We start from the raw sequence: 25,118 nt of genomic DNA on the forward strand, positions 1-25,118 counted from the left end.
ATGCCGACAGAAGCACAAACACTCCTCAAGGCGTTTTCGGCTGAGATCGAAGGAGCAAAGAACCCCTGGAACATAAAGGTTTCTGACTATGATGCTGGGAAGGCCATTCTCTCAGCGGACCCTCAGACCCAGATTGCGGTCATCAGAGAAGCTCTCCTTCCTACAAAGCCAGCCAAAAACTGGTATATTAGCCATGGTATTGGTACTATGATGAGCCAGCTTTGCAGACGTAAGCTTCCTTATACATTGGAAGACCTGCAAGCTATTTTGAAGGCGCTGATTGGTGTTGGGAACCATCATGTTTATCCCTTTCAGGCTCTGTTACGAAGCATGTCTTATCCTCTTGCCGATCTCACAATCCTCGCTACCTGTCGCCCTCTACTAGAGAAATTGCGCAAAACTATGGTGGATTGGTATCAAAATGTTGAAATACGCAAGATCATACGCCTCGTCGATGAAATCCTCGAAGGACAGAGTGGACAAACTGTGCGAATCAACCGCGATCACTGGGGCGTGCTAGCCCTGACCTCGCTGGAAGAGATGGAGCCAGAAACGCGTGAGTGCTGGCAGAATCTGGCGCGTCACTGTGCATCAGCCAGTGGGAGTACTCCCAGTGCTAAATGGCTCACGCAGGCACGCGCACTTGTTGCTGAGGTGGGGCAGGAGTCATTTGAACGACAGGCTCGCGAGTGGATCTCTTTCTTCGCTCGCAAGCATGGAGTGCGCCCCGATGAGCAAAATGCGGAACTATTGCGCGGCCTGATCTGGTCTTGCATGGAGAGCAAGAGTGCTCCCCTGGCCGCCGTACTTGGGGATGCGGCTATTGAAGGCTATCGTAAGCTTCCCGGCCTGGGACCACGCGCTCCAAAGCTGGGAGGGGCATGTGTCTACGCTCTCAAGCATATGCCCGGCCTGCAAGGGGCCGCGCAAATTGAGCGTGTCCGCCTCAACGTTAAACAAGCCTCCTTCCTCAAAGGTATTGAGGAGGCCCTGAAAGAGGCTGCGCGCAAGGCTGGCATGAGTCGTGAAGATCTGGAAGAACTGACCGTCCCTACCTTCGATCTGAACGATGGAAAACGGAGCCTCCCGGTTGGGGAAACCAGAGTTGAGTTAGAGGTCGTGGGCATGGACGTGCGTACCCAATGGTATGACGCTGCGGGGAAGGCGCGCAAGGCCGCATCAGCCGAGGTAAAACGCGAGCACAAGCAGGAACTCAAAGACCTCAAGCGCTTGAGTACCGATCTGGAGCGCATGCTTGTCGCGCATCGCGAGCGCATCGAGCGCTTACCCCTGACCGAACGCACATGGTCGCTTGCTCACTGGCGGGAACGCTACCTTGAGCATCCATTGGTGAGCCTCATCGCGCGGCGCTTGATCTGGCGCTTCAAGGATGGCGAGCGCGTCATTGACGGTATCTGGCTCGATGGGCGACTGGTGGATGTACATGATCAGCCCTTGAGTAACTTTTCGGATACCACGATAGTCTCCTCCTGGCACCCCGTTTTCTGCTCACCAGATGAGGTGCGTTCCTGGCGCGACTGGCTCGACCGCCATCAGATTACCCAGCCCTTCAAGCAGGCGCATCGCGAGGTCTATCTCCTGACCGACGCCGAGCGTAACACGCATGTCTACTCCAACCGCTTCGCCGCGCATATCTTGCGCCAGCATCAGTTCCATGCTCTGGCTCAGGGGCGAGGCTGGCGTAACCAGTTGCGCCTCATGGTAGATGATTCGTATAATCCCGCCACGCTCGAACTGCCACACTGGAATCTGCGCGCCGAGTTCTGGATCGAGGGCGCGGGTGACAATTATGGCGCAGATACGAATGAAACGGGCACCTACCTCTACCTCGCCACCGATCAGGTCCGCTTCTATCGTTATGGCTCGACTGAGAACTACGCGCATGCTGGAGGTGGCGGTTATGGCAATTATATGGAAACTGTCGATCCTCTTCCGCTGGAAGATATTCCGCCCCTGGTACTCTCGGAGGTCTTACGTGATGTAGATCTCTTCGTGGGCGTCGCCAGCGTGGGCAATGATCCCACCTGGCAGGATGGTGGACCCCAGGGCGCATTCCGCGACTACTGGCACTCTTACAGCTTCGGCGAACTCTCGGCTACTGCCCAGACGCGTAAGCAGTTACTAGAGCGCCTGCTACCCCGCCTCGCTATTAGTGAGCGCTGCGAACTCGATGGTCGCTTCCTCAAAGTGCGAGGCGAACTGCGTATCTACAAAATTCATCTGGGATCTGGCAACATCCTCATGGAGCCAAACGACCAGTATCTCTGCATTGTGCCTAGTAGGGGAAGTGGTACTCCGACAGGCGAGCGCGTCTTTCTCCCCTTTGAGGGTGATACGGTCTTCTCCATCATCCTCTCCAAAGCCTTCTTGCTTGCTAACGACCGCAAGATCACCGACCCCACCATCACGCGCCAGATAGGCGTTGCGGTAGTATAAAACAAGGGGGAGCCATTCGCACTGGCTCCCCCTTTGCCAATTGCCTATTCTAAAGCCTCATACCACCTGACACTTCTATTCTCTGCCCGTTTATCCAACCGGTTTCCTCGGCGAGGAGTGCCGCAACAGCCCCGCCAATATCTTCTGGTTGACCAGCGCGACCAAGTGCGATCTGTGAGGCCACAAATTGGTTGACGTCTTTGTTATCGCGAACAGCACCCCCTCCAAAGTCTGTTGCAATGGCACCAGGAGCCACAACATTGACCACGATGCCTCGCTGACCAAGCTCAACTGCCATGTAGCGAGTCAGCACCTCTATCGCCCCCTTGACTGCACCATAAGCACTATTGCCGGGGAAGGAAAAGCGCGCGAGTCCTGATGAGATATTGATAATTCGTCCACCATTCACCATCAAGGGGAGGAGTGTTTGAGAGAGGAAGAAGGTACCCTTGAGATGCACATTGACCAACTGGTCAAATTGCTCTTCGGTCGTCTCGGTGAATGGTACATTAATGCCAAAGCCAGCATTATTGATGAGGAAGTCAAAATCCTCCCTCTCCCAAACCTGTCTGAGCGTCTCCTTGATAGCTTCTCTAAAGGCGGCAAAGGACTTCGTATTAGATACATCGAGATGCAGCGCGACTGCTTTTCGACCCTGCTTCTCAATCGAAGCGACCACTGCTTCTGCTTCTTCTTTTTTGCTGTTGTATGTCAGAATAACATCGTTCCCCTTGGCGGCGATATTCATCGCCATATCTTTTCCAAGTCCTCGGCTTCCGCCAGTAATAATTGCTATTTTCATGAACATCCCTTTCGAGAATATGTCTTATTTTTCTTTAATAATCTGTTTTGCCAGCCCGGTGGCGATTTTCCCTATCTCTTGGGCCCTGGCATCGTCGCCACGCTGGACCGCTTTCCAGAATGCGACCTTGTGTTCCAGATAGCGAAGATGCTCTTGCTTCTGGGCCATCTCCTGCTCTAGTGCTTTTTTCTGTGCCTCGAAGAGCGCAAGTTGTTGATCGGCAGCCGCTTTTCCATCTTTAAGAAGAGCAAAGTACTTCCGCATATCATCAATTGACATACCTGTTGCTCGTAAGCAAGCTAGAGCCTCAATATTCTGGACATCTTCAGCGGTATATCTCCGATGGTTACTGCTGCTGTCTCGGTTCACTCTGTCGAGCAAGCCAATCCGTTCATAGTAACGGAGGGTATGTTCGCTCAGACCGCTTCTTTGAACTACTTCCTGCAGGGTAAAGTAGAGAGGCATGTTTTCTATATCACGTGACATGGAGATAGTATGCAATACCTAGAGTGCTCTAGGTCAAGTGTTTGTTTGGTCAATTTTGAAAAGTGGTCAGAACTTCTTTCGCGAGCAAGAAACTTGCTTGTCCACAAAGAAGTTCTGACCGAAGTTGGGGAAATGCAAAACATTCTAAAACAAAGACAAAAGGATGTACATTTATAAGTGTCGAATGCGGTGTTAGATGCGCTTATTCCTCTTCCGTTATTTCTGGTCCAGTAAATGCGGCTTGCAGGAAGCCGCGATCCTCCTGGCTTAGGGGGAGGGTCGCGAGTTGGTCCGGGTCGTAGAAGGCGGCACCAAGCTCATAACCGTCCTTCTCGCGCGCTTCGGGATGGTAGTTGCCCGCGTTAGCGCAGTAGACGAGTTGCAGATGATTGGGGAAGGGATAGGGTGGATGGGGGACCGAATGCTGCATATGGCGAATGCCCAGGAAGCGCAACGGCGGCTGGATGCTCCAGCCACTCTCCTCTAGCACTTCGCGCCTGAGTGTCTCCTCGAAGGTCTCTCCATTTTCACGATGCCCGCCTGGAAGAAGATGAACTCCATTGGGATCGCGTATGACCAGCACTTCATTTCCGCGCCTGACCACGCAACGCACAGAGATTGTGTATTCAAGGGCGCGCGGTGGGAGCTTCGGGTTTACATAACTATCAATCCGAATTGGTGTGCTCCATACGACATCCACGCCACTGATATGGCGGCTCTGCTTAAGGTATTCAAGCAGCTCGGCATAAAACTCATTTGCATCGGTCGTGCTAGCAGGGATGTTCATATGGTCTATCCTTTCATTTCAAAGCACAGGGCTATCTCGCGGCTTTTGCGCATGGGGGTGTCTCTCTTGAAGATTGTATCAGACTGTGAGTTGTTGATGCTATTCATGCGCGTGCTTCGCATCATATCACAAGTGGCGAATATGTGAATTGGCATCCTGGTTATACCGGAATTAGGAGGAATAGCTAAACTATTTCATGAGGAGGCACGATGTGCGCATACTGATCGCCGAAGATGATCCCTTTGTGGGCGAGAGCATGAAGAAGGGTTTGGAGCGGCAACACTATGTGATTGATTGGGTTGAGAATGGCAGGCGTGCGCTCTCGCTTGGTAGTATCGAGCCCTATGATCTGGTTATTCTGGATGTGTTACTGCCTGAAATGGATGGCTTTGAGATTTGCCGCTCGCTACGTGAGCGAGGTCAGACCATGCCCATCCTCTTCTTGACTGCCCTGGATGGGGTCGATTACCGGGTAAATGGGCTGGATATGGGCGCTGACGACTACCTGACCAAGCCTTTTGCTTTTCGCGAATTGGAGGCACGGGTGCGCGCTCTGTTGCGCAGAGACGGACCAAGCAAGACGACACAACTCACGTTTGGGGACATAACCCTGGATACAGTTGGGCATCAGGTCTGGCGTGGCGGTCGCGAGGTCAATCTGACCCCAAAAGAATATCTGCTGCTGGAGTTTCTTATGCGCAATCCCCGGCAGGTCTTGAGCCGGACCATGATCGCGGAACACATCTGGGAGAGCGATGCCGAGAATCTCTCGAACGTGATTGATGTGTACGTGCGCTATGTGAGGCGCAAGCTATGCGAGCAAGGAGAACCTGATGTTATTCACACCATCCGAGGCTTCGGCTACCAGCTCAAAGAACCCTGAGAGTGAGCGTCCAAGAGGGATATGGCCGCTTGGTATACGCGCGCAGGTATCACTCTGGACCAGTTTGGTATTTGTATTTCTACTAGTGCTCTTCGGGACAGTTTTCTACATGCAGTTGCGCGCTACCCTGGACCAGAATATTGATAACACTCTGTATGTGCGCGCCCAGCATATCTCTAATGGTATGACCTACAAGAATCAAATGGCGCAAATGCCCCAGGCGCATGCCAGCGTGCCTGCCAATGTCACCCCGCCAGCCGTAACCCCACAAAGTAATCCCTACCAGCAATGGCGGGCTCGCCGCAACAACTCCGAGTTTAAGACCGCCGAGCGCGATATTATGCAGCATCATCCCGACCTCGCTGTCGATCTGGATGGACCCGTGCGCATCTTCGGCTCCAATGGACGTGAGATCTATAGCACGCCAACCTTCCAGGTCTTAAACCTGCCTGCCACCATTGAGCAGAGCACGCGCGAAGGGAAACCCTGGATCGGCACCGTCAGCGCGCACGATGGGCGAGAGGTCCGTCTCTATAGCCTGCCTCTGAAGCAGAACGGCAAGGTCTATAGCGTCATCCAGGTTGGTACCTCTCTCTCGACGCTGGAAGAGACGCTAAATAACGTCGTTTACGAACTGATGCTGGTTGGCCCTGCTGTCCTGCTGCTTGGTGCCTTTGGTAGCTACCTGCTGGCCTGTAAAGCTTTCAAGCCTATCGAGCGCCTGACCAGTGCCGCGCGCACCATTACTATAGGCGATCTCTCGCAGCGTGTCCCCGTACCACGTGCGCGTGATGAAGTGCGCCGTCTCGCCCTTACCTTTAACGAAATGATTGCCTCACTCGAAGCTATCTTCGCGCGGCAGCGACGCTTTACCTCTGATGCCGCCCATGAGCTTCGTACTCCTGTCGCTGCTATTCGTAGTATGGCCGAAGTCGCGCTTAGTGAGCGCGGCGAACTTGCGGGTCAAGATATGATGCGAACTTTACGCAATATTACCAGCGAGTCCGAGCGCCTGGGTGCGTTGATTAGTGACCTGCTAGCCCTGGCGCGTGCTGACGAGGGGCAGGGGCATTTTGAACGCGAGCCTGTGCGCCTGGACATGCTAGCTCAAGGGGTAGCAGCGACTATGGAGCCGCTGGCACAGGAGCGAGATGTGCAATTGCAGGTAGATGCGAGCGAGGTTGTGACAACCAATGGTGATGAAGCTCGCTTGATCCAGGTTGTGCTCAATCTTGTTGAGAATGCCCTCATCTACAACCAGCGTGGTGGAAGTGTCATGATAGAGGTGCGAAGCGAGGATGAGCGAGCCATCTTGCGTGTCCGAGATACAGGTATTGGAATCGCCCCCGAACATCTGGCGCACATCTTCGAGCGTTTCTACCGTACGGACAAGGCTCGCTCACGGGCCGCAGGCGGCAATGGTCTGGGTCTCTCCATTGTCGATTGGATTGTCAAAATGCATCAAGGGAAACTCGACGTCCAGAGCGAGCCTGAACAGGGCTCCACCTTCAGCGTCAGCTTTCCCCTCGCGCCAGCTACCAGCCAGGAAACGCGTATAAGTACCAGCATTGGAGCGAGCGTGGGCTAAAGCGTAGTGGTGGACTGACTCCAATGCATCCTTCCTAACAATACAATCTCTCTACTAGATAGCTTAAGTGGCAACCTCTTCACTTGATTCTCATAAAAGGTTTCTATACTGCCAAATGTGAGAGGGATGAAGGTAGATAAAAGGTCTAGAGATATTGACTGAAGAGAGGGATAACGCCATGCAACACTTTCAAACTCGCAATAATGCCATCATGAATGGATATAATAATACCTTGCTCTATGCTTTGAGGCGCTACCGCGCATATGAGACACGCAACGAGGAGAGCCACCGCTCCTGGCATAGGGATGGAGAGCTTATCGTGCTTGACCTGCCAATGGAAGAAGATGACTATGCCTCATATGGCTCTGGTGGCCCTGCCCAGGCGTATATATAGGCGTAGCCGATAGAAGACACGCCTCGGGCGCATTCCCACTCAAGAGAGCCAGCAAGCGAGACATCGGTGAGCACCACCGATGTCTCGCCACGTAGGCGTTCTATTAGCCCCAGCGCTGGCGTAAGCGCGGGAGAATCTCTTTCGCGTAGAGTTTGAGGAAGCGCGACTGGTCATCACCGGGAGCGTGGAAGATCAGATGCGTGAAGCCCAGGCCAATATAGTGTCCAACCTGCTCCACGTGCTCATCAGGATCGTTTGAAACGAGCCAGCGGCGATGGGCCTGATCCTCAACTGTTTTGGCCTTCTCCTCCATCTCGCGTGGATCGTGAATGCTTACCTTGTCCTCGGCAGGGAGTGCCAGCGCGGCCCAGATGCGGGTATCCTTCAGAGCTCGTTCCTTGTCCGTGTCGAACGAGACCTTCACTTCAATTGTGCGCTCTACGGTATTAGGATCTTTACCCGCCGCCTTTGCGCCCTCTTCCATTGCGGGTAGCAATTTATCGCGATATAGCTCATCGCCCTTACCGGAGGTGCAGATAAAGCCATCTCCCTCGCGACCCGCGAATTTAGCCGCCACAGGACCACCCGCGCTAATGTAAATAGGCACGGGATGCTCAGGCTTATCGTAGATGGTGGCGTTGCGCGTGTGATAATACTCGCCATTGAAAGTGACCATATCTTCGCGCCAGAGCTGCTTAATCAGGCGCACGGCTTCGCGTAGGCGTGCCAGGCGTTCTTTAGTCTCGGGCCACTCCATACCCGTTACCGCGACCTCGTTGAGCGATTCACCAGAGCCTACACCCAGGATGAAGCGTCCGGGATAGAGTTGTCCAAGCGTACCGAAGGACTGTGCTACCACGGCAGGCTGATAGCGAAAGGTAGGGGTAAGGACGCTGGTACCCAGTACGACGCGTTTGGTGCGCTCAGCCGCCGAGCCCAACCATGAAAGTGCGAACGGAGCGTGCCCATTTGTGTGTCGCCAGGGCTGGAAATGATCGCTAATCCAGACGCTATCAAATCCCAGGTCTTCAGCTTCGACTGTAAAGTCGAGCAGTTGGCGAGGTCCAAACTGTTCCGCTGATGCTTTATAGCCAAACTTTAAGGGTGTATTCGCCATATGAAAGAACTCCTTCTATCAAACAGATGCCTCATCCTTGAACTCCCTATGTTATATGAAGAGCTGCCGGGCAGGTATGAGGCCCTCTTCTGTCAGCATAACACTCACAGAATACCAGGCTCGCTAGGACAGGCTATACATTTGCCTGAGCGCAGCCGCCTGAGAGGCTTAAACGCCGCACAGCACACATTCGGCCTGAAGTCGAAGCATGTGGCGGCGAAGCTAGCCGCCGCTCAGGCGGCGTTGGCAAATGCTTTTTATACCAGGCTATCGGGCGAGCATCTGAAATTACCCATGCTCACCAGTATTTACCGCCTTTAATGAGAACATCACCAGTGCGGCGTTTTATGCCCAATGCTGAGCCTTCCTGGCTGATTTGACTCCAAACTCAGGGTGATGGATAACAACAATTGCCTTTTAAACTACAAGAAGGGTGAAGGGTATAATTTGGGACAGCTTTACTGTCACAGATGCAGGGCGTTCCATATGAGTGTACCCGCGATGTACCACATCACACAACCCACGAAGCAATCCAGAATCTTCCAGGACCAGGGGGAACGAAAGAGAGGAGCGAGCCACCGCGCTCCATACGCCAGAGCAAAGAACCAGGCAAACGAGGCGAGTATCGTTCCGAGTCCGAAGAGAAGCCGCTCACCGGAAGGATAGTGTGCACCAATACTTCCGATGAGTACCACCGTATCGAGAATGGCGTGTGGATTGAGTAAACTAAAGGCGAGGACAGACAGGATTACCTCACGTAATTGCCCTGTCTCTTCGGAAGTGGCATGAGCGTCAAGTTTTTCGGTTTGTAGGGCTGATTTGAAAGAGCGAAACCCATAGACTAGCAGAAACGCGGCGCCTCCCCAGGAAGCTACGATACTAAGTATAGGAAGCGCACTAATGATCGTGCCCAGACCTCCCACTCCCAATGAAATCAGTATGGTATCGCCGAGTGAACTTAGAAGGGCGATAACAAAAACATGCTGCCTCTTTAGTCCCATACGCAACACAAAGGCGTTTTGAGCGCCGATAGCGATAATAAGGCTTGCACCAAGCCCAAATCCTTGTATGAGGGGTGAGAAATCTTGTGACATTTGATGTTTACTCCATCTCCTACTACACTACCTGATATATAAGAGAATATAAAGCGTATAAGCCCGCGCTTCCTGGAATCTTCTCCCAGGAAGCGCGGGCTTATACGCTTTAGCGAAATTGACTTTAGTATGGACCGAGCTGCGAGGAGTAGGTGGACATATAACTGCCATAGGCTGATGCGGTCTGGCTGGCATTGTCCTGAACCATACCTGTATAGCAGGAGGTCTGACCTGGCGCGACGTATTTGTTCCCACCTGTATCACAGGTGTAGGCCTTGCCATCGTTGATGCGTACAATCTTCGCGTTGCCGTATTTCCCGGAGGGCATGGCCTTATCGAAGACGATCTTGGCCCAGGCGGCATGGCAGGTCACACTAAAGCGGAAATAGATTGTCGCGCCTACCCCGCTGATTGTGACATGCTTGGAATGCGAGTTTGAAAGTGACTGCTCGCAGGTTTTCCCACTGACAACATAGGTCGTGGGATTCTTGCCGTCAACCGCCGCGACAATAGGTTTCGGGGTCGGCGTAGGCGCTGGCTTGGACGTTGGTTTAGCCGTAGGAACTGGTGTCGGAGTTGCCTTGGGTGGTGTTGTCGGGGTCGATCCCTTGGTACCCGGCTGAGTAGGAGTAGCGCCGGTGGATGTACCATTTGTGCTGGTGGATGTACCATTCGTATTGTTGGTATTCTGATGGTCATTCACCCCAGGCGTGGCTGTCTTACCAGGCGCGTTTGATGAGTCATTATTGGATTGATTCCCTGCGAAGTTGCGGGCGTTCGTGGCGTTGTTGCCCTCTGCAAGGCTCTTCTGTATCTCTTCGGGCAGAGAGGTAATACTGAGAGCATTATTGCGCAGAGGTGGCATAAACGCGCTCGCGCCAATGACCAGTAAGACCAGCGCCACAGCTACTAGAGCGACAAAGCGACCACGGCTATTGCCTTTACTGGTCTGCTTTGCGCTCGTATTAGCTGGTAGCGTTGCGAGTGCGTATTGATCATTGTCGATATGAACCGCAGGTGTATTGGATACCTCATCCAGTTCGTTTTGGGTTTCGTCGAGCGTATTGGCGGAGGATGCGTACTCGCTCGCGAAGCTCTCTACTGTCTGGATTGTTTCGGCGGTGGGAGCTTGTGGCTCATTCTCTTCATCGAAATCGAGTCCGAGATCGGCGGGATTGAGCACTTTGGTCGTAAGTGTTCGTGTTAGGGGAAGGACCACAAGTCCGCGTTCAGGATCGCTGGCGGTTTCGAGCGCTTTGGCGAACTCTTGCACACTCGCGAAGCGCTGCTCTGGATCATGAGCGAGCGCCCGTTGTAGTACCTGTTCGACCTCGGTAGGGATGTGGGGAGCAAATGTGCGCAAGCTTGGTGGCGCAATCTCTTCCCGTGTATCCTCACCCTCCGTCTCCACCTGAGACGGCAAGCGACCGCTAAGCCACTGGTAAACAACGGCACCAAGCGCGTATTGATCACTGGCGGGACTTACTTCTCCGAGTTGTAGCTCAGGTGCGGCATAAGGCCCGATGTCTTGCGTTGTGTCGTCTTGTGTGTCTGACTCGCTAGCGGCGTGCGACAGGGTGGAGAGTGTGAAGTCACTTAGCAGTATCTTGTCTTCGGCATCGACCAGCATGTTCTCTGGCTTCACGTTGCCGTGTATGATGCCTTGCTCATGGGCATATTGCAATGCCTCCGCGATGGGTGCAATCTGAGCCAGAACATCCGCAAGGGGCATTTGCAAGCCTTTTGTATGCCGACCACGCAATGAGCCATTGCTTGCATACTCCATTATTACAAATGGAAGATGGTTGCTACCCACTCCACCATCGAGTAATTGCATAATCGATGGATTTTCCAGTTGTTGTGCATGCACCTCATCGATGAATGCCTTCTGGTCTTCCTCCCGCGTAAGGTAGACATTAAATACCTTTAGCGCGGCCTGGGTGTGCTCAAGTGTGTGTTCACCCAGGTAGACATCACCAGATTGTCCCCCGCCAAGCCAGCGGACAAGGCGATATGCACCCAATTGTTGACCCGAAAGGTCTATGTATTTCGTCATCCCTGAATATACTCCGCCATCTTGACACATAATGAAATATAGTTGTTGAAGCTCCCCAGGAGCATAAGCTGTCTCTATTGTAAATGTAGCAATCTTTAAACGTCAAGTAGATAGGATTTCCTGGATGTATGTAGTAAAAATTTATACAAAAACAAACAGCACTGTTATGGCGAGTATTGCACATTCAGGTTGTCACATAGGCAAAAAGAGAGGCAGCGGACCAATTCGCTGCCTCTCATAGTTGGTAATCTATCGTGTTATGAGTGCCATTCGCTCGCTAGCATACCGTAGACGACCATGTCATGGGCTTTTCCGTTGAGCCACTCCACCTGGCGCATGATGCCTTCCTGGGTGAACCCCAATCGTTCGGCAACCGCTCTGCTCGGCCTATTGCCTGTCGCGGCATGGATCTCTACTTTGTTGAATCTGTATTCCTCAAAAGCATAGGTGATAAGCGTACTGGTGGCGCGTGTGATGATACCTCGCCCCTGTAAGTCTTTATCAAGCCAGTAGCCGATCTCCGCCATGCGCTTATCCCAATTCATTCTCGGAAAACCAATCGCTCCCGCCAGTTGGCCGCGATACCACAGGTTGGTTGGCAGGCCCATATTATCTATGAAGCGTTGCATGCTCCCTCGCAAATACGCCTGGATGCCTTCATACGTTTGCTCGTAGGCTGCCCAGGGCATCCAGGGGCGTAGATGCTCAATATTGCGTTCGATCAGGTTGAGATACTCTTCTGCGTAGCGCATTTCGCTCAGGCGTAACTCGATCTCGTCGTCTACTCTGATACATAGTGATATGTTACTCATTCAATCTCCTCCAGGCTGTACTGTACAGGTTAGCATCATCCTTGTCAAATGCTGAGTATTCTGGTATACTGGCGCAGTAGATAGATTTTTGTATCGAAAGGAGGTGCGCTCTATGAACATTTCTCTTATAGTTTCAATGGGGCATGGCACCTCGAATAGAGGAGACTCTTTCCGCTAAGTCGCGGGTAACGCATTCCTATCTTTCCCCTCCTCCAGGTGCTTCGCCTCGCTGCCCTACTCCCATAGTCAATTTTCGCGGACGATTGTGTCCCACCTCTAAATTTTTTCCACAACAATGGAAGCGAGAAATAACATTATGGCACATGGTCATTTCCAGTCCTTTTTGCTCAACCTCTTACGCGAGGCCCAGATCAATCAGAATGCCTTCTTTCTGGCGCTCCCTCCCGGTGAGTTGGATATCATTGGCGAACCTAATTTTTGGTCCGCTAAGGATCATGTTGCTCACCTGACTTTCTGGCGTCAGCAGCTTGTTCTCAGACTGCAAGCACATCTGCGTCAGGAGCCACAACCGCAGAGTCAGGACTTTGAGAAGGTTAATCCTATTGTCTTTGAGGAGAATCGTTATCGGAACTGGCCCGATATCCTCTCCGAGTCCGATCAGGTCTATGCCAACCTTATCACGCTTATTGAGCAACTGGAAGAAGAGGACCTGACTGTGGTTGATCGCCTGCCCTGGATGCTTAAGGGCCTGGCGCTCTACATATCCGTGATGGGAAATTGCTACGAGCATACTATGATTCACCTGGGCTACTATCTTAGCGAACGACATCAGGGTGAGCGCGCTGTGGTTGTCTATGAGCAATGGGCTGACCAGATCATCAAGGCTGATGTCCCCGATCCCTTGAAGGGGAATATCCTCTATAATCTGGCTTGCTTCTATGCCACACATGATCAGCTAGAGAAGGCTCCGCCTGCGCTGGAAGAGTCATTTATCCTGACGCCTGAATTGCGCGAATTCGCGACCACTGATCCCGATCTGGTCGCGCTCTATCCTACCCAATCCTAATCGCTATTAGGATGCAAACATGAAATATCCCAAGGTTTGAAGGGATATGATTGCAGAAAAAGCCTCCTGAGAGAAACGGAAAGCAAAAGCACCTGTTTCTCTCAGGAGGCGTAAATTTCTGCAAAAACATTAAATGTGAAAATATGATGATATATGATATTTTATACATATAATTTCTTGCGTGATTTAAAATAAATAATTGATAGACTTATGCTATTGTGAAAATAGGCATTGGTCTGTATGAACATCTATATTTGAGGGTTGACGCAAAACATTTTGCGAATGGTATTCGTATGGACCAGGATATCTTCACAGGCGAGTCTTCTTACATCAGGTTGAAATAGAGAATGAAGGAAAATATTAAATAATGAAAGAATTGGAAAATATCACAGGAATTGCAGAACTCGATGATGCCGAGTTAGAACTAGTCAGCGGTCGCGGTGGCGAAGAAGGCGGCTTCGGTGGTTCTGGCGGCAAAGGCGGTTATGGCAAGGTCCAGGGGTACAGAAACGACAACGAGATTATCAACAATTTCTCGTTCCGTCATGATACCGCCATCAATGGCTTGATTAAAATTGGAGGCGACTCCGAAAATGGTGCGTTGAACAACTTCACCTGTAATAGCTTCAATAACACCGCCATTGGCCATTAATTGCAAGAAATTGATTTTACCAGCTTTGAGGCGAGGTGTGTTGTCTCAAATTTAGATTGAGATATGAATCATCCCGAATGGAACAAAGGTGGGATGGTGAGGGGGACGTTTAGCCAGAGAAAGCTGTGCGCTTCCCTCAAGCGGTAGAGCGGCACCTGTTCGCGCAGGCGCCGCTCTACTATGTGATATTTGGCGATGTCCCTACATAGTAGATTGCTGGCTGGTTCTTATAAATAACAGAGAGCAGCGAGCCTCTTCATATGTAGCCGCATCGCTTCAGCAGCGGCGTCGATCTCACGTCCTCAGGGGACCGCGTTTCACGCTCTCACGCATGGTATCTAGCTCTCCGGCGGGTACATATTCTACCCACCACGTGACTCCGGCTTCGGATAATGCTTGCATCAGGGCGCGATCCTTTTCCCAATCGCCCGAACGTTGCCTCCCACCTAGCTTGATTTCATAGGGAGTTTCTCGTTGTTGTTCGCTTCTATGGCTCTCCATGAAATCTCTAAGCTCTCGTACCTCCTCTGGCGTCCAATCGGTGTTTTCTCCGGGGGGATGTTTGTAGAGGCAGCAGCCTTCATAGCGTGCGGCCCGCAGGGATGGTCCTCTAAGCGGCCAGCCACCACCAACCAGGATTGGAATACGGGGTTTCTGCACTGGTGTGGGGAGGAAGGTCATTTCATGGACTTGAAAGTAGTGGCCTTGATAGCTGAAAGGCTCTCCGCTCCACAGACCGACAATGATGTCCAGCGCCTCATCCAGTATCTTCGCGCGCTCTTTCGCATCCCTCACTTCATTGACGCGACTAAAGCCTGCCTCCACACCATCCCCAGAGCCGACGCCGAGAATAAAGCGTCCATCGGAGAGTTGATCCAGGGCGACGGCCTCACGAGCTACTTTCCATGGTCGCCGTCTGCTCAATGGTGTCACTGATGTACCTAAACGTATATGTTTCGTGCCAACGGCCATCGCTGCCAGGGCTATCCAGGGATCGCAGGTTGGGACGGCACCATCACTTTGATGCACAATGTAATCTTCAACAAATACTCCATCCCAGCCGCTTGCTTCCGCCAGACATCCCAATTCTGCCAACACCCTTGCATCACCACACACACCCCCGTTAGGAAGAGAAAGACCGTATTTCATCTCGATCTCCTTGTTGTCTACTCTCGTTTCAATTCTCTATGAAGCAGTATAGGCCACCCTCGCGTCATCCTCTGTCATATTACAGAATGCTTTACGCATCTTTTGTTCCACAAATGGTAGTCAGGACTCAGATTTGAGGGGAAACATAAGCAACTTAGCGCGAAGAGTGAGTACAAGACATGTTCACAAGGGATACGCCCTCGATCTGGTATACTGCTTCTAGCGCTCTTAATAACCAACCATAATGGGCCAGTATGGCTTCGGACAGGGATGTAGTTGGAGGAGCTAGAGATTGACAAAACACACCATGAGGCGATCAGGAGAAGAAAAATGAGCCAAAAGATCCTACTATTGGGATTGACGGACAGTGTCCTCACCAACGCACAGCAACAGCTCACGCGTCCCGATCTGGAGGTGTTTTTAGGGAAGAGCGTAGAAGATGTGCGGTCCCGGTTTTCGCAGACTACCATCGATCACGTTTTTATAGGGGGCAAGCTCGCTGTGGAAACCCATCTAGAGATCGCGTGGGAAGTCATTCAGGCAAGTGACAAAGCGACTATACATCTACAGGATCGATCGGGGCCGGAAGGCTTTCTGTCGTTTGTTAAAGCAGTCCTTTGCGGACTTGTCCCAAACTAGATAGAGCTGGCTCTTCCCACTCAATTTTATTCTAATTTTCAGCCAGTAATTTACCAGATGAGCTTTAAGTGACCAGGACTCACGAAAAGAGGGCAGGCCTCATGAAAGAAGCCTGCCCTCCGATGCTGTGTTGAGCTCGGGAAATGTGGTTGTCTGCTAGATCCTAAGCTGTGACTTCCAGGCCGAGACCTGTCGCGATACGCTGACCGAATTCGGAATCGGCGCGGTAGAAATGCTTCAGCTGGCGCTCAACAGTGGCCTTGTTTTTGACGTTGCTCAGATGCCCAACGAGGTTATTGACAAGGTGGGTCTTCTCCTCAGCACTCATCAGGCGATAGAGGTCGCCGGGCTGCTGGAAGTCGTTGTCGGTCAGTTCGTACGAATGGCGGCTAGCTGTACCACTAAAGGTATCCTGGTGGTCGCCCTGGTAGAACTCTGGAGCCGCTTTTGGTCCGCCTGTGGTGTTGGGCTCGTAGTTCGAGCTGGCACCACCATTGCCGTCGAAGCGCATCGCGCCATCGCGGCGATAGTTGTTCACTGGGACTAGTGGGCGGTTGATGGGCAAATGCTCATAGTTGGTGCCGACGCGATAGCGATGGGCATCAGGATAGGCGAAGATGCGACCCTGAAGCATCTTGTCGGGAGAGAAGCCAATGCCGGGCACGATATTGGTTGGCGCGAAGGCTGCCTGCTCGACCTCGGCGAAGTAATTCTCCGGGTTGCGGTTCAGAACCAGGCGTCCAATCGGAATCAGAGGATAGTCCTTGTGTGACCAGACCTTGGTGACATCGAAGGGATCGAAGCGGTAGTTGCTGGCGTCTTCAATGGGCATGATCTGCACGAAGGCATTCCAGACGGCCTCGTTTCCACTCTCGATATGGTTGAAGAGATCAAGCGTCGCGAAATCGGGATTGGCACCCGCCATGTATGTCGCTTCCTCGTTGGTCCAGTTCTCGATGCCAGCGGCGGTCTTGAAGTGATATTTGACCCAGACCGCTTTGCCCTCGGCGTTGATCCACTTGAAGGTGTGGGAGCCGAAGCCGTCCATGTGACGGTAGGTCTTGGGTGTACCGCGACTGGAGAAGAGAATAGTGACCTGATGCAGGGCCTCAGGTGTGAGCGAGAGAAAGTCCCAGAAAGCATCGGGATCTTTGGCGTTGGTCTGTGGATTGCGCTTCTGTGTGTGAATGAAGTCAGGGAACTTGATGGCGTCGCGCAGGAAGAAGACCGGCGTATTGTTGCCTACGAGATCGTAGTTACCCTCTTCAGTGTAGAACTTAATGGCGAAGCCGCGTGGATCGCGGGCGCTATCGGCTGAACCTTTCTCGCCACCGACGGTAGAGAAGCGAATGAAGAGCGGCGTCTTCTTGCCCACGCCGTTCAGGAATGCAGCCTTTGTATACGCACTCTGGTCGTGTGTGAGTTCGAAATAACCATGCGCGCCCGCGCCCTTGGCGTGGACGATACGCTCGGGAATGCGCTCGCGGTTGAAGTGCGCCAGCTTCTCAACGAGGTGGAAGTCCTCAAGAAGCGTGGGGCCAGGATAGCCAACGGTGAGCGAATTTGTATTATCAGGAGCGGGAATACCAGAGTCGGTAGTAAGATAGTGCTGATCTTTTTCCGCCATGTTGTAAAGACACCTTTCTGGACTGATCGCGAGTGAGGCACGACCCAGATCTTATATGAAAATCAAAGTCGCTGCCGCGCCCCCGCATGGGGGTCTCGGCTAGCGCCCACTTCTTAGAAGAGAATTCGCCTGAGTATGCTCAGTTTATCAAGTAGGGCGCTACTAGCAGCATGCCTTTCTGATGATCGGCATGCGCCGACCTTTACTTTAGTGAAAGTACGCTACGATGATAGCACGCGATCAAATTTTTGTCAATTCAATTGCGCGCAATTGAATTGAGTGAAATATGTTTGACAAATGTGGTGTGAAAAGGTATGATGCATGTTACACAAAGTGTCATTGTGGCGTGAGTGTCATCCAGTATGTTTTGGGCTGATCAGGTCTTATGCGACAATCGAACTGCACAAGAGGGCATGGAGTAGCTCGCACTCAGGTTTTCGGATAAGGACTAGGCATATTTTTGGGAACGAGCGTCCTTTTCTATTCTCACTGAAAGGTTCTTATGGCTCCACAAATATCACGGGATGACGCATTGAAGCTTGATAATCAGCTCTGCTTCGCCCTCTATGCCGCCACACGCGCGATGATGAACACATACCGCACTCTGCTTGATCATCTTGGGCTCACCTTTCCCCAATACCTGGTTATGCTTGTACTCTGGGAAACTGGTCAGTGTACAGTCAAGGATCTTGGGCAAGCGCTGTACCTCGATTCCGGCACGCTCTCGCCACTCTTGAAGCGTCTGGAAGTGGCGGGCCTGCTTCGCAGAACACGTAGCGCTCGCGATGAGCGTGCCGTCGAAGTAAGTTTGACCGAGGCGGGACAGGCCTTGAAGGAGCAAGCCTTTCCCATACCAGGCGAATTCAATTGTCGTGTCGCCCTTGAGGATCAGGAATTTAGCCACCTGCGCGGTCAATTACGCCATCTCGCCGAGACGCTGACCGCCTCCAACGAAATTAACGACGCCGCCGACGAAAATGCTGGCTAAAACATTGCGCTCGGCCCTTTTTAATCGCAGAGTGCTTGTTATATACTTGTGCTTAGTGGGTCAACCACGCATATATTCATCTTCTAAAAGGACCTGTTAAGCTATGAAATCGCGCTCTCTTTTCGACCCCAAGATTCTATTGCATATTGAAGGTGCCGCTGTTTTGCTGGTGGCACTGATACTCTATTTCTGGCAGGGTGGCTACTGGTGGCTTTTGCTATTACTCATCCTCGCTCCTGATGTATCGATGCTTGGATATCTAGCTGGTAACCGCGTCGGCGCTATCTGCTACAACATCGTGCATGCCTACGTGTTACCGCTCGCCTTGGCACTCTATGGAGCGATAGCAGGCGTCCCACTTATTCTCTGGCTGGCGCTGATCTGGTTTGCCCATATCGGCGGTGACAGGGCATTGGGCTATGGCTTGAAGTATCCAACAGAATTTAAAGATACGCACCTGCAACGCGTTTAAGGGTGGGGGCCAGGGAGCCATCTGGGCTCCCTGGGAACATGTGGGGTTAAACCTGGGGCAAGAAGTTTTGTGAGCCGTAGGTGCCGCCGAGCACGTCTTTAGAGGAAGCTCCAAGCCAGCGATCAAGCACGGTCGCGTAGACGGAGCGGAAATCGACGGTATATTTCAGGTTGCCAGCGTCATCCAGGCTGGTCAGGCTGGGAGGTTCGCCATAGATGCCCTGCGTCACGGCGTTCCCAAGTACGAAGAGCGGCGCGGCGGTCCCGTGGTCGGTTCCCTGGCTACCATTCTCCTCCACCCTGCGCCCAAACTCCGACCATGTCATAACAACTACGTTGTCGGCCTTACCGTGAGCTTGAAGGTCGCTATAGAAGGCTAGGAGCCCCTCACCCAGAGTCTTCATTAACTGCGCGTGGTCTTCCGACTGGTTCGCGTGTGTGTCGAAGCCGCCAAGTGTAACATAACCCACGCGTAGACCAAGACCCTGAACGATAGTTTCCGCCAGGATTTGTAGTCCGGCGGCGAACGGTCCCTCTGGGTATTGCACCTGGGGCGTATAGTTGGAAGCAGCCTCATGTAGCTGGCGACTGCCCTCCTGCGCATTTACCGCTGTAGCTTCGAGCAGGGCCGCGTATGGAGCGGATTTAGGATAGGTGGAATAGAGCTTCATGAGCGTTTGCAAGCGGCTAGTGCCGCCATCCTTGTCGCTAGGATCAGCATTGACGCGATAGCTATTGACGGTCTTCAAGGTAGGCACCTGGGCGCTGATGGATTGGAGCGCCTGAACCGTCTGCGTATCCACGTTCAGCGACTTGAAGGGGTGCCCATCTTTGTCGACCCATCCGCTAACGAGCTTACCCAGCCAGCCTTCGCGTCCACCTCCGTTGAGGTCCAGCGTTTGCCAGACATCCATGGCCTGGAAGTGCGATAGGCTAGAGTTGGGGTAGCCAACGCCCTCGACGATAGCCATGTGCCCGCTATCCCAGAGCTTCTTGAGAGGTGCCAGTTCGGGATGCAGGCCGAGGCGGTTATCCAGGTGGAGTGTCTTGCTATCGGGGATTGCCAGAGTCGGGCGCATCTTGAAGTAGTTGGAGTCCGTGTAGGGAATGACTGTATTAAGGCCATCGTTGCCGCCAGCCATCTGTACCACGATTAATGTCTTGTCTGTCGCGGCCTGTGAGAAGCGTGCGCCCTGCGATGAGAGCGTCTTGGCGGAGGCGATACCTCGACTGAACACGCCCGGCATGACCATTCCAGCGGATACAACCAGCATCCCATCTTTAATCATAGTTCGCCGTGAGAATTTCATGAGCCTTTTATCCTTTCTAGTTCAATTGATATTCCGGGGATGTCATAAGCAGGTAGAGTGTGCCGCACACGCTATTGAGAGGGTAGCTCTTACCACCTGAAAATGTGATATTGCCCTTACCGCTGGCCTTTGTTGTGGTTAGATAGTTTGTCAGGGCGTCCTTGCGCTCCTGGGGCAGATTGCCGTCGAGCAGGAAGCCAGTGAAGTATGCGACAAAGTGCTCCGGCGAATCGATCTTCTGCTTGTTGATAATGTCCTGTAGATCGATGGTCCCTGGGTTGATCTTCTTCGCGCCCTTCTGTGGTCCCGAGAGCAGCATGTTGATATAGTTCAGGCGGGTCATCCAGGTGCCGCTATTGAGCCAGGCTGAGCTTACTTTGTCGCCGGGCCAGCCTGAGACGTTGGGTGGATCAAAGAGTTCCTGGCCCATGTTGACGGTGATCGCTGGCAGACCCTTGCCGCCTCCATTTACTCCGAGCGCGCGATAGGCTCCTACGGTGAACTCAACCGGTGACTTGAGGCGGCTACGATATGCCTTCTCTGAGGAGAACTGGGGCGAGAGGAGAAGGGCCTTCATAACCGCGCCCATGTTATGCTTGCTCTGGTTATAGGCATCAACGAGGGGCTGGAGGTCCTCTTTGCTCGGGTTTTCGTAGACGAAGAAGGTAAAGAGCTTGCCACAGATAAACCAGGGGAGCGCGGGATGGTTGGTCAGGGTGTTGATGATATCCTTGTAATCAAGCTTTCCTGTGTGTCCAAGGAAGGTCTTTTGCAGATCATTGTGCAATGCTGGTCTATAGATCGATTTTAGGGGATCGGTACGATTCAAGCGCCAACCGGTCAGAGCCGCAGCGCCATTGAAGACATCCTGCTGGGTGTAGTGACCCAGGCCGAGCGTGAAGAGTTCCATCAACTCGCGAGCGTAATTCTCATTGGGTTGCTTATTGCTGCTTTTCGCAAGATCGAGATAGACTAGCATGGCGGGATCAGCCGTAATGCCCGTCAGAATATTGTCGTAGGTATCGAAGGCATGAGCGCGCAGGAAGTTATTCTGCACAATCATGCGCTGAAAGCCAGTCTTCCCGCCGACTTTGCGGTAACTGCTCACCAGAACACCATGCCAGAAGAGCGTCATCTTCTCCAACAAGGGACGCTGAGTCCAGGCCATCCGCATGAGCCACCACTGTTGCTGATCCGCAGGCTTATTCATATCCAAATGGAGCTGCGATAGGCGCTGCTCCATCGCGCTATCATTAACCTGCTGATAGTTGAGCAGGCGGTCAACGCTATCTTCAAAGCCATAGCCCGCATACGCCTGCCGCTCCTGATCGCTCATGCCGAAGCCTGCTTTGCGCAACAGGTGCCCAATCTGTTTCTGTGCGGTTGGGCTCTGGGACTGGCTTTCCTGCCACCAGTGCTCTAACGCGAATCCTCCCGCGCCAATTGCCCCCACTCCCAAAAGACCTGCGGCGCCCAGTCCCAACGCTTTACGCCGTGAGATTCCCTGCTTCGTCGGTGCCTGGGCGGTGGATTGGCCGTGATCAGGTATTGTAGGTTGCTCGTATGCATCCATGTGTCGGCAATCCTCCTATTAATAGGACATAATGTCCATTTGCTCTCATTGTAAGCGATCCCTTTGATCTATCTGGCCTTTATTCTAGCAGGCAAATCTCAAGAAAGATTCAAGGTGAGCTACAGCTTTGCGCAAGATTGACGTAATATCGAGCAATTCTGACGACACTATGTCACTTGGGTACAGCCCCACTAACCGGTGAACGTGCTCAAGCGAGCTTGCGGGGACGCCCTCGCGGTCGCTTGGGCACCGTTGGATCAGGCAACGGGCGTGAGCGAGGACGTCCCCGCCGTTTCGGCTCAACCCAAGGTGCTGGAGCAATCTTGAAGGTCAACACCTCGCCAATGCCCCAGATATGATTGGTGAGGCCTGACGCCATCGCTGGCGTACAAGGAAACCCGAAATGCTTGGCCGAACTCAATTCGTGGTGTGCAAAGCACAAATTGTAGGTGCAGCCGAGCAGATACATGCCCGTTTCCAGCGCGTGTACACGATGGGCCGCATGGCGACATTTACGCGTGAGGCTCGCGAGCCGTTCGCGCATGGTCCCATTGAAGCGCTCGATAAAAGCGGTGTTGAGCACCGTTCCGCCTCGTGACTGCTGTAACAGCTTTTCGGCTGAAGACAGCAGACCTTGTGTCATTCTCCGCGTGATTTCCACTACACGCTTTTTCTCCGTGCGCTTGATGACCGTTGCAATCACGATGTCAGGCCACGGCATCAAGCATGCTCTTCCTTTGCCTGCGGTCTTTTTCACCTTTTCACGGAAAGCTCGACGAATGCTGCCCGGATACGATGCCCATCCATCCGTGCAGACCAGTAGCGTCCGCAACGATTGGCTGCACGCTCGCACCTGCCGCAGAAGGCAATCAGCGAGCTGGTTATCGCGCCTTCGGCTCACTACCCCAGCCAGCCACAGACGCGTTGAGACCATCATCGCTAACCCCATCCAGGCAACCATTTGACGCCCTTTCACCCGGATCTCATCGGCCTGCACATGCACTAGATCAAGCTGTCCTTGCTGCACGATCGCCTCATGGACCTGCTTGCAGTGCTCGCCTGCTCGATCACGCCAACTGGCGACGGTGCGTTCGTCTAACCCAAACGCCTGCACAATGGCCTGGACCGGACAACCATAGGCCACTAACGTCATCACAATGATCACCAGGCTCGCTGGCCTGCGTAGGCCTTCCAGCATCGTCCCTTTGCGGGCACTAAAGGTCTTTCGACACATCTGACATCGATATCGTGGTCGCTTGCGTCCATGAATACTGATGTTTCCTGCCCCTTTTTTGCCTCTTGCGCAACACATCTCGTTCGGGCAAAATTGAGAGGATGCGTCCATTGGCTCTGTACTTTTTTGCATAAGCGCAGCATCTCTTTGGACGCTGCTTTTTTCAAGCTTTCCTGACCTTTTCACCAGTTAGCGCAGTGCTACCTGTCACTTGCCACATCCACTCTAATTCAGGTATTATGGGCAATATTCGCCGATGCTAGAAATGATCTGATAGCGATAAAAGGAAGAAAGCATGAAAAATAGGACTTTAGGTGCTCAGGAGAAGCAGGGATATAGTGTTGGAGAGTTGTTAGCTTTAACAGTTCCCTTGATGTCGGCGGTAGTATCGATAGCCTGGGCGGTGGCGACATACTTCATTGTGCGCGAGGTACAGCAAGCACGCGTCGAAATCGCGCGTATCGAGGCCGAGAAAAAATAAGCAGCATTCCATTGTGAAGCGCTTCACAATGGAATGCTGCTTATTTTTTCCTATATTCCTTCGATCAAGTGATGGATGTTGCCGCGAACGGGGACGCGCTCAAAGCGTCGATCCTGGGGAAGGATACGCATGGGCATCCCGCGCACCGGGTCCAGATTGCTACCTTTAGGTTCAACTATGGTATCAGGTATGAGCGCGAGGCGGTAGCGCTGTAGCAACATTGCCAGCACGACTTTCATCTCCATAAGAGCGAATTCCGCGCCGATGCATCGATGTACTCCCGCAGCGAACGGGAGATACTCGTACGGCGTTCGACTTAGCGTTTCCCAGCGGCGCGGCTGAAAACGATCTGGGTTTTCATATAGTTCTGGTAAGCGGTGGGTAAGGAATGGGCTGAAGAAAATCGTCGAGCCTTTGGGGAGTGTGTAGCCACCGACCTCACAGGAAGCTGCCGCAATGCGCATGCTTGTAGGAGCCGGTGGCAGCATACGCAGGCTCTCCTTAATAACGCCATCAAGCAAGGGTAGTTGTGGAAGCGACTCAAGTGTAGGAGCCTCTCCATGTAGCTTACTATCGAGTTCCGTGAGCAGATCCGCCTGGATGTCGGGGTGCTGATGCAGTAAGAAGATGGTCCATGTCAGTGCGGTCGATGTGGTCATATGCCCTGCGGCATATAAGGTAAACGTCTGACTGATTAACTCCTCATCGGTAAGGCTAACCCCGTCTTCATCGTGCGCGCGTACCAGCGCTGCCAGCACATCATTGCTCTCAGTCTCTGAGCGCTTTTGTGTGATCAAACTACGGATAAAGTTTTCTAGCTGCTCCGCCAGCCTGAGCATCCGATGATAGGGCGTTCCTGGAATATCAATCAGTATGGGGAGCAGTAACCAGGCCTGCGAAGCCTCCATCTGTTGCAGGAGGGTTGCGATCTGATCGATTTTCTGCTCATCTTCCAGCCCGAACAGTGTCTTGACTGTGATACGCTGGGTAAGGTTCTGCATTTCCGCGTGCAGGTTGATCTGGTCGAGAGCTTGCCAGCGCTCAAGTAGACGCTCTGTGAGGGCTGCCATGTCGTCGCGATACAGTCCAATCTGCCGTTTATGGAAGGCTGGTTGCATCAAATGGCGATGCCGTTTGTGATGCTCGCCGTTCATGCTCAAGAGATTCGATAACTGGAGACGGCTCCAGGCAGTGTCTTTTGGCACCTTCAAGATTGTTCCTTTCCCAGCCTCGAAGAGTGCGGGTTGTGAAAGCAGTTGGAAGTTGTATTCAGGGCCAAAGGCAAAGACATACTTGGGATCGCCACGCTTCATAGCGACGATATCGCCATAGGTATCACGCAGTTGGCGCGAGTAGGTACATGGGTCGCTAAATATTTTAAGCATAGTTGACCAGCCGCCAATCAGGGGCAACGTTGCTGGACCAGGAAGAGTGCGCTGTGCAGCGATATTTGTTGCCATAAGATTATCTCCCTCATTGAAAAGAATGATA

Annotated in this window: 24 protein-coding genes; 11 read left to right on the forward strand and 13 right to left on the reverse strand. The window is 52.7% G+C overall.

Annotation, left to right across the window (positions count from 1 at the left end; all coding sequences use genetic code 11):
- Positions 1-2,457 carry a DUF4132 domain-containing protein gene (locus K3T82_RS37215; protein ID WP_220198565.1) on the forward strand — a complete coding sequence of 819 codons (2,457 nt, stop codon included), beginning with the start codon at positions 1-3 and terminating at the stop codon, positions 2,455-2,457.
- Positions 2,458-2,506: 49 nt separating this feature from the next.
- On the opposite strand, the gene K3T82_RS37220 is transcribed toward K3T82_RS37215, so the two are convergent.
- From K3T82_RS37220 to K3T82_RS37230, 3 genes are all read right to left on the reverse strand, one after another.
- Positions 2,507-3,265, reverse strand: a complete 759-nt coding sequence (locus K3T82_RS37220; protein WP_420799384.1) for an SDR family NAD(P)-dependent oxidoreductase — start codon at positions 3,263-3,265, stop codon at positions 2,507-2,509.
- Between the two features lie 18 nt (positions 3,266-3,283).
- Positions 3,284-3,745: a MerR family transcriptional regulator gene (locus K3T82_RS37225; protein WP_220198567.1), complete on the reverse strand. Its 462-nt coding sequence runs from the start codon at positions 3,743-3,745 to the stop codon at positions 3,284-3,286.
- Positions 3,746-3,947: 202 nt separating this feature from the next.
- Positions 3,948-4,532: an NUDIX hydrolase gene (locus K3T82_RS37230; RefSeq protein ID WP_220198568.1), complete on the reverse strand. Its 585-nt coding sequence runs from the start codon at positions 4,530-4,532 to the stop codon at positions 3,948-3,950.
- 211 nt (positions 4,533-4,743) lie between these two features.
- Here K3T82_RS37230 and K3T82_RS37235 point away from each other — a divergent pair, with 211 nt between their 5' ends.
- The 3 genes from K3T82_RS37235 (at position 4,744) to K3T82_RS37245 (ending at position 7,397) form a co-directional block, all read left to right on the forward strand.
- The gene (locus K3T82_RS37235) at positions 4,744-5,415 is read left to right on the forward strand and encodes a response regulator transcription factor (protein ID WP_220198569.1); all 672 of its coding nucleotides are present in this window, start codon (positions 4,744-4,746) and stop codon (positions 5,413-5,415) included.
- Positions 5,366-7,003: a sensor histidine kinase gene (locus K3T82_RS37240; protein WP_220198570.1), complete on the forward strand. Its 1,638-nt coding sequence runs from the start codon at positions 5,366-5,368 to the stop codon at positions 7,001-7,003. Before K3T82_RS37235 ends, K3T82_RS37240 begins: the two co-directional genes overlap by 50 nt.
- Before the next feature lie 178 nt (positions 7,004-7,181).
- Positions 7,182-7,397, forward strand: coding sequence for a hypothetical protein (locus K3T82_RS37245; protein WP_220198571.1), 216 nt, complete (start codon positions 7,182-7,184; stop codon positions 7,395-7,397).
- Between the two features lie 103 nt (positions 7,398-7,500).
- Here the strand turns inward: K3T82_RS37245 and fgd are convergent, their stop codons facing one another.
- Positions 7,501-8,514: a glucose-6-phosphate dehydrogenase (coenzyme-F420) gene (fgd, locus tag K3T82_RS37250; RefSeq protein WP_220198572.1), complete on the reverse strand. Its 1,014-nt coding sequence runs from the start codon at positions 8,512-8,514 to the stop codon at positions 7,501-7,503.
- Here fgd and K3T82_RS37255 point away from each other — a divergent pair, their 5' ends adjacent.
- Complete coding sequence (locus K3T82_RS37255) at positions 8,515-8,835, forward strand: hypothetical protein (RefSeq protein ID WP_220198573.1); 321 nt, start codon at positions 8,515-8,517, stop codon at positions 8,833-8,835.
- 143 nt (positions 8,836-8,978) lie between these two features.
- On the opposite strand, the gene K3T82_RS37260 is transcribed toward K3T82_RS37255, so the two are convergent.
- The 3 genes from K3T82_RS37260 to K3T82_RS37270 form a co-directional block, all read right to left on the reverse strand.
- On the reverse strand, positions 8,979-9,608 hold the full coding sequence (locus K3T82_RS37260) for a LysE/ArgO family amino acid transporter (protein ID WP_220198574.1): 630 nt from the start codon (positions 9,606-9,608) through the stop codon (positions 8,979-8,981).
- Between the two features lie 124 nt (positions 9,609-9,732).
- On the reverse strand, positions 9,733-11,664 hold the full coding sequence (locus K3T82_RS37265; protein WP_220198575.1) for a protein kinase domain-containing protein: 1,932 nt from the start codon (positions 11,662-11,664) through the stop codon (positions 9,733-9,735).
- 257 nt (positions 11,665-11,921) lie between these two features.
- On the reverse strand, positions 11,922-12,476 hold the full coding sequence (locus tag K3T82_RS37270) for a GNAT family N-acetyltransferase (protein ID WP_220198576.1): 555 nt from the start codon (positions 12,474-12,476) through the stop codon (positions 11,922-11,924).
- Positions 12,477-12,792: 316 nt separating this feature from the next.
- Here K3T82_RS37270 and K3T82_RS37275 point away from each other — a divergent pair, with 316 nt between their 5' ends.
- Positions 12,793-13,503: a DinB family protein gene (locus K3T82_RS37275; RefSeq protein ID WP_220198577.1), complete on the forward strand. Its 711-nt coding sequence runs from the start codon at positions 12,793-12,795 to the stop codon at positions 13,501-13,503.
- A gap of 367 nt (positions 13,504-13,870) precedes the next feature.
- The gene (locus K3T82_RS37280) at positions 13,871-14,155 is read left to right on the forward strand and encodes a hypothetical protein (RefSeq protein ID WP_220198578.1); all 285 of its coding nucleotides are present in this window, start codon (positions 13,871-13,873) and stop codon (positions 14,153-14,155) included.
- A 294-nt stretch (positions 14,156-14,449) separates the two neighbouring features.
- Here K3T82_RS37280 and K3T82_RS37285 read toward each other — a convergent pair whose 3' ends face one another.
- Complete coding sequence (locus K3T82_RS37285) at positions 14,450-15,304, reverse strand: LLM class flavin-dependent oxidoreductase (protein WP_220198579.1); 855 nt, start codon at positions 15,302-15,304, stop codon at positions 14,450-14,452.
- 330 nt (positions 15,305-15,634) lie between these two features.
- On the opposite strand from K3T82_RS37285, the gene K3T82_RS37290 reads away from it, so the two are divergent.
- Positions 15,635-15,943 (forward strand): hypothetical protein, encoded by a 309-nt coding sequence (locus K3T82_RS37290; protein WP_220198580.1) that lies wholly within the window; start codon positions 15,635-15,637, stop codon positions 15,941-15,943.
- Between the two features lie 163 nt (positions 15,944-16,106).
- Here K3T82_RS37290 and K3T82_RS37295 read toward each other — a convergent pair whose 3' ends face one another.
- A complete protein-coding gene (locus tag K3T82_RS37295) occupies positions 16,107-17,570 on the reverse strand; it encodes a catalase (RefSeq protein WP_220198581.1) in 1,464 nt (487 codons plus the stop codon).
- A gap of 502 nt (positions 17,571-18,072) precedes the next feature.
- Between K3T82_RS37295 and K3T82_RS37300 the strand changes: the two genes are divergently transcribed.
- Both K3T82_RS37300 and K3T82_RS37305 read left to right on the forward strand, forming a co-directional pair.
- Complete coding sequence (locus tag K3T82_RS37300; protein ID WP_220198582.1) at positions 18,073-18,558, forward strand: MarR family winged helix-turn-helix transcriptional regulator; 486 nt, start codon at positions 18,073-18,075, stop codon at positions 18,556-18,558.
- Between the two features lie 103 nt (positions 18,559-18,661).
- Positions 18,662-19,030, forward strand: coding sequence for a DUF4260 domain-containing protein (locus tag K3T82_RS37305; protein WP_220198583.1), 369 nt, complete (start codon positions 18,662-18,664; stop codon positions 19,028-19,030).
- Between the two features lie 46 nt (positions 19,031-19,076).
- On the opposite strand, the gene K3T82_RS37310 is transcribed toward K3T82_RS37305, so the two are convergent.
- From K3T82_RS37310 to K3T82_RS37320, 3 genes are all read right to left on the reverse strand, one after another.
- Positions 19,077-20,339 (reverse strand): DUF1501 domain-containing protein, encoded by a 1,263-nt coding sequence (locus K3T82_RS37310; protein WP_220198584.1) that lies wholly within the window; start codon positions 20,337-20,339, stop codon positions 19,077-19,079.
- A 16-nt stretch (positions 20,340-20,355) separates the two neighbouring features.
- Entirely contained in the window at positions 20,356-21,912 is a 1,557-nt protein-coding gene (locus tag K3T82_RS37315) for a DUF1800 domain-containing protein (protein WP_220198585.1), read from the reverse strand.
- Between the two features lie 208 nt (positions 21,913-22,120).
- Positions 22,121-23,278 (reverse strand): hypothetical protein, encoded by a 1,158-nt coding sequence (locus tag K3T82_RS37320; RefSeq protein ID WP_220196968.1) that lies wholly within the window; start codon positions 23,276-23,278, stop codon positions 22,121-22,123.
- 163 nt (positions 23,279-23,441) lie between these two features.
- Here K3T82_RS37320 and K3T82_RS37325 point away from each other — a divergent pair, with 163 nt between their 5' ends.
- Positions 23,442-23,627, forward strand: a complete 186-nt coding sequence (locus tag K3T82_RS37325; RefSeq protein ID WP_220198586.1) for a hypothetical protein — start codon at positions 23,442-23,444, stop codon at positions 23,625-23,627.
- A 50-nt stretch (positions 23,628-23,677) separates the two neighbouring features.
- Here the strand turns inward: K3T82_RS37325 and K3T82_RS37330 are convergent, their stop codons facing one another.
- Positions 23,678-25,087 carry a cytochrome P450 gene (locus K3T82_RS37330; RefSeq protein ID WP_220198587.1) on the reverse strand — a complete coding sequence of 470 codons (1,410 nt, stop codon included), beginning with the start codon at positions 25,085-25,087 and terminating at the stop codon, positions 23,678-23,680.
- Between the last annotated feature and the right edge of the window lie 31 nt (positions 25,088-25,118).

The sequence above is a fragment of the Ktedonospora formicarum genome (genome assembly GCF_016587355.1).
Taxonomy (GTDB): domain Bacteria; phylum Chloroflexota; class Ktedonobacteria; order Ktedonobacterales; family Ktedonobacteraceae; genus Ktedonobacter; species Ktedonobacter formicarum.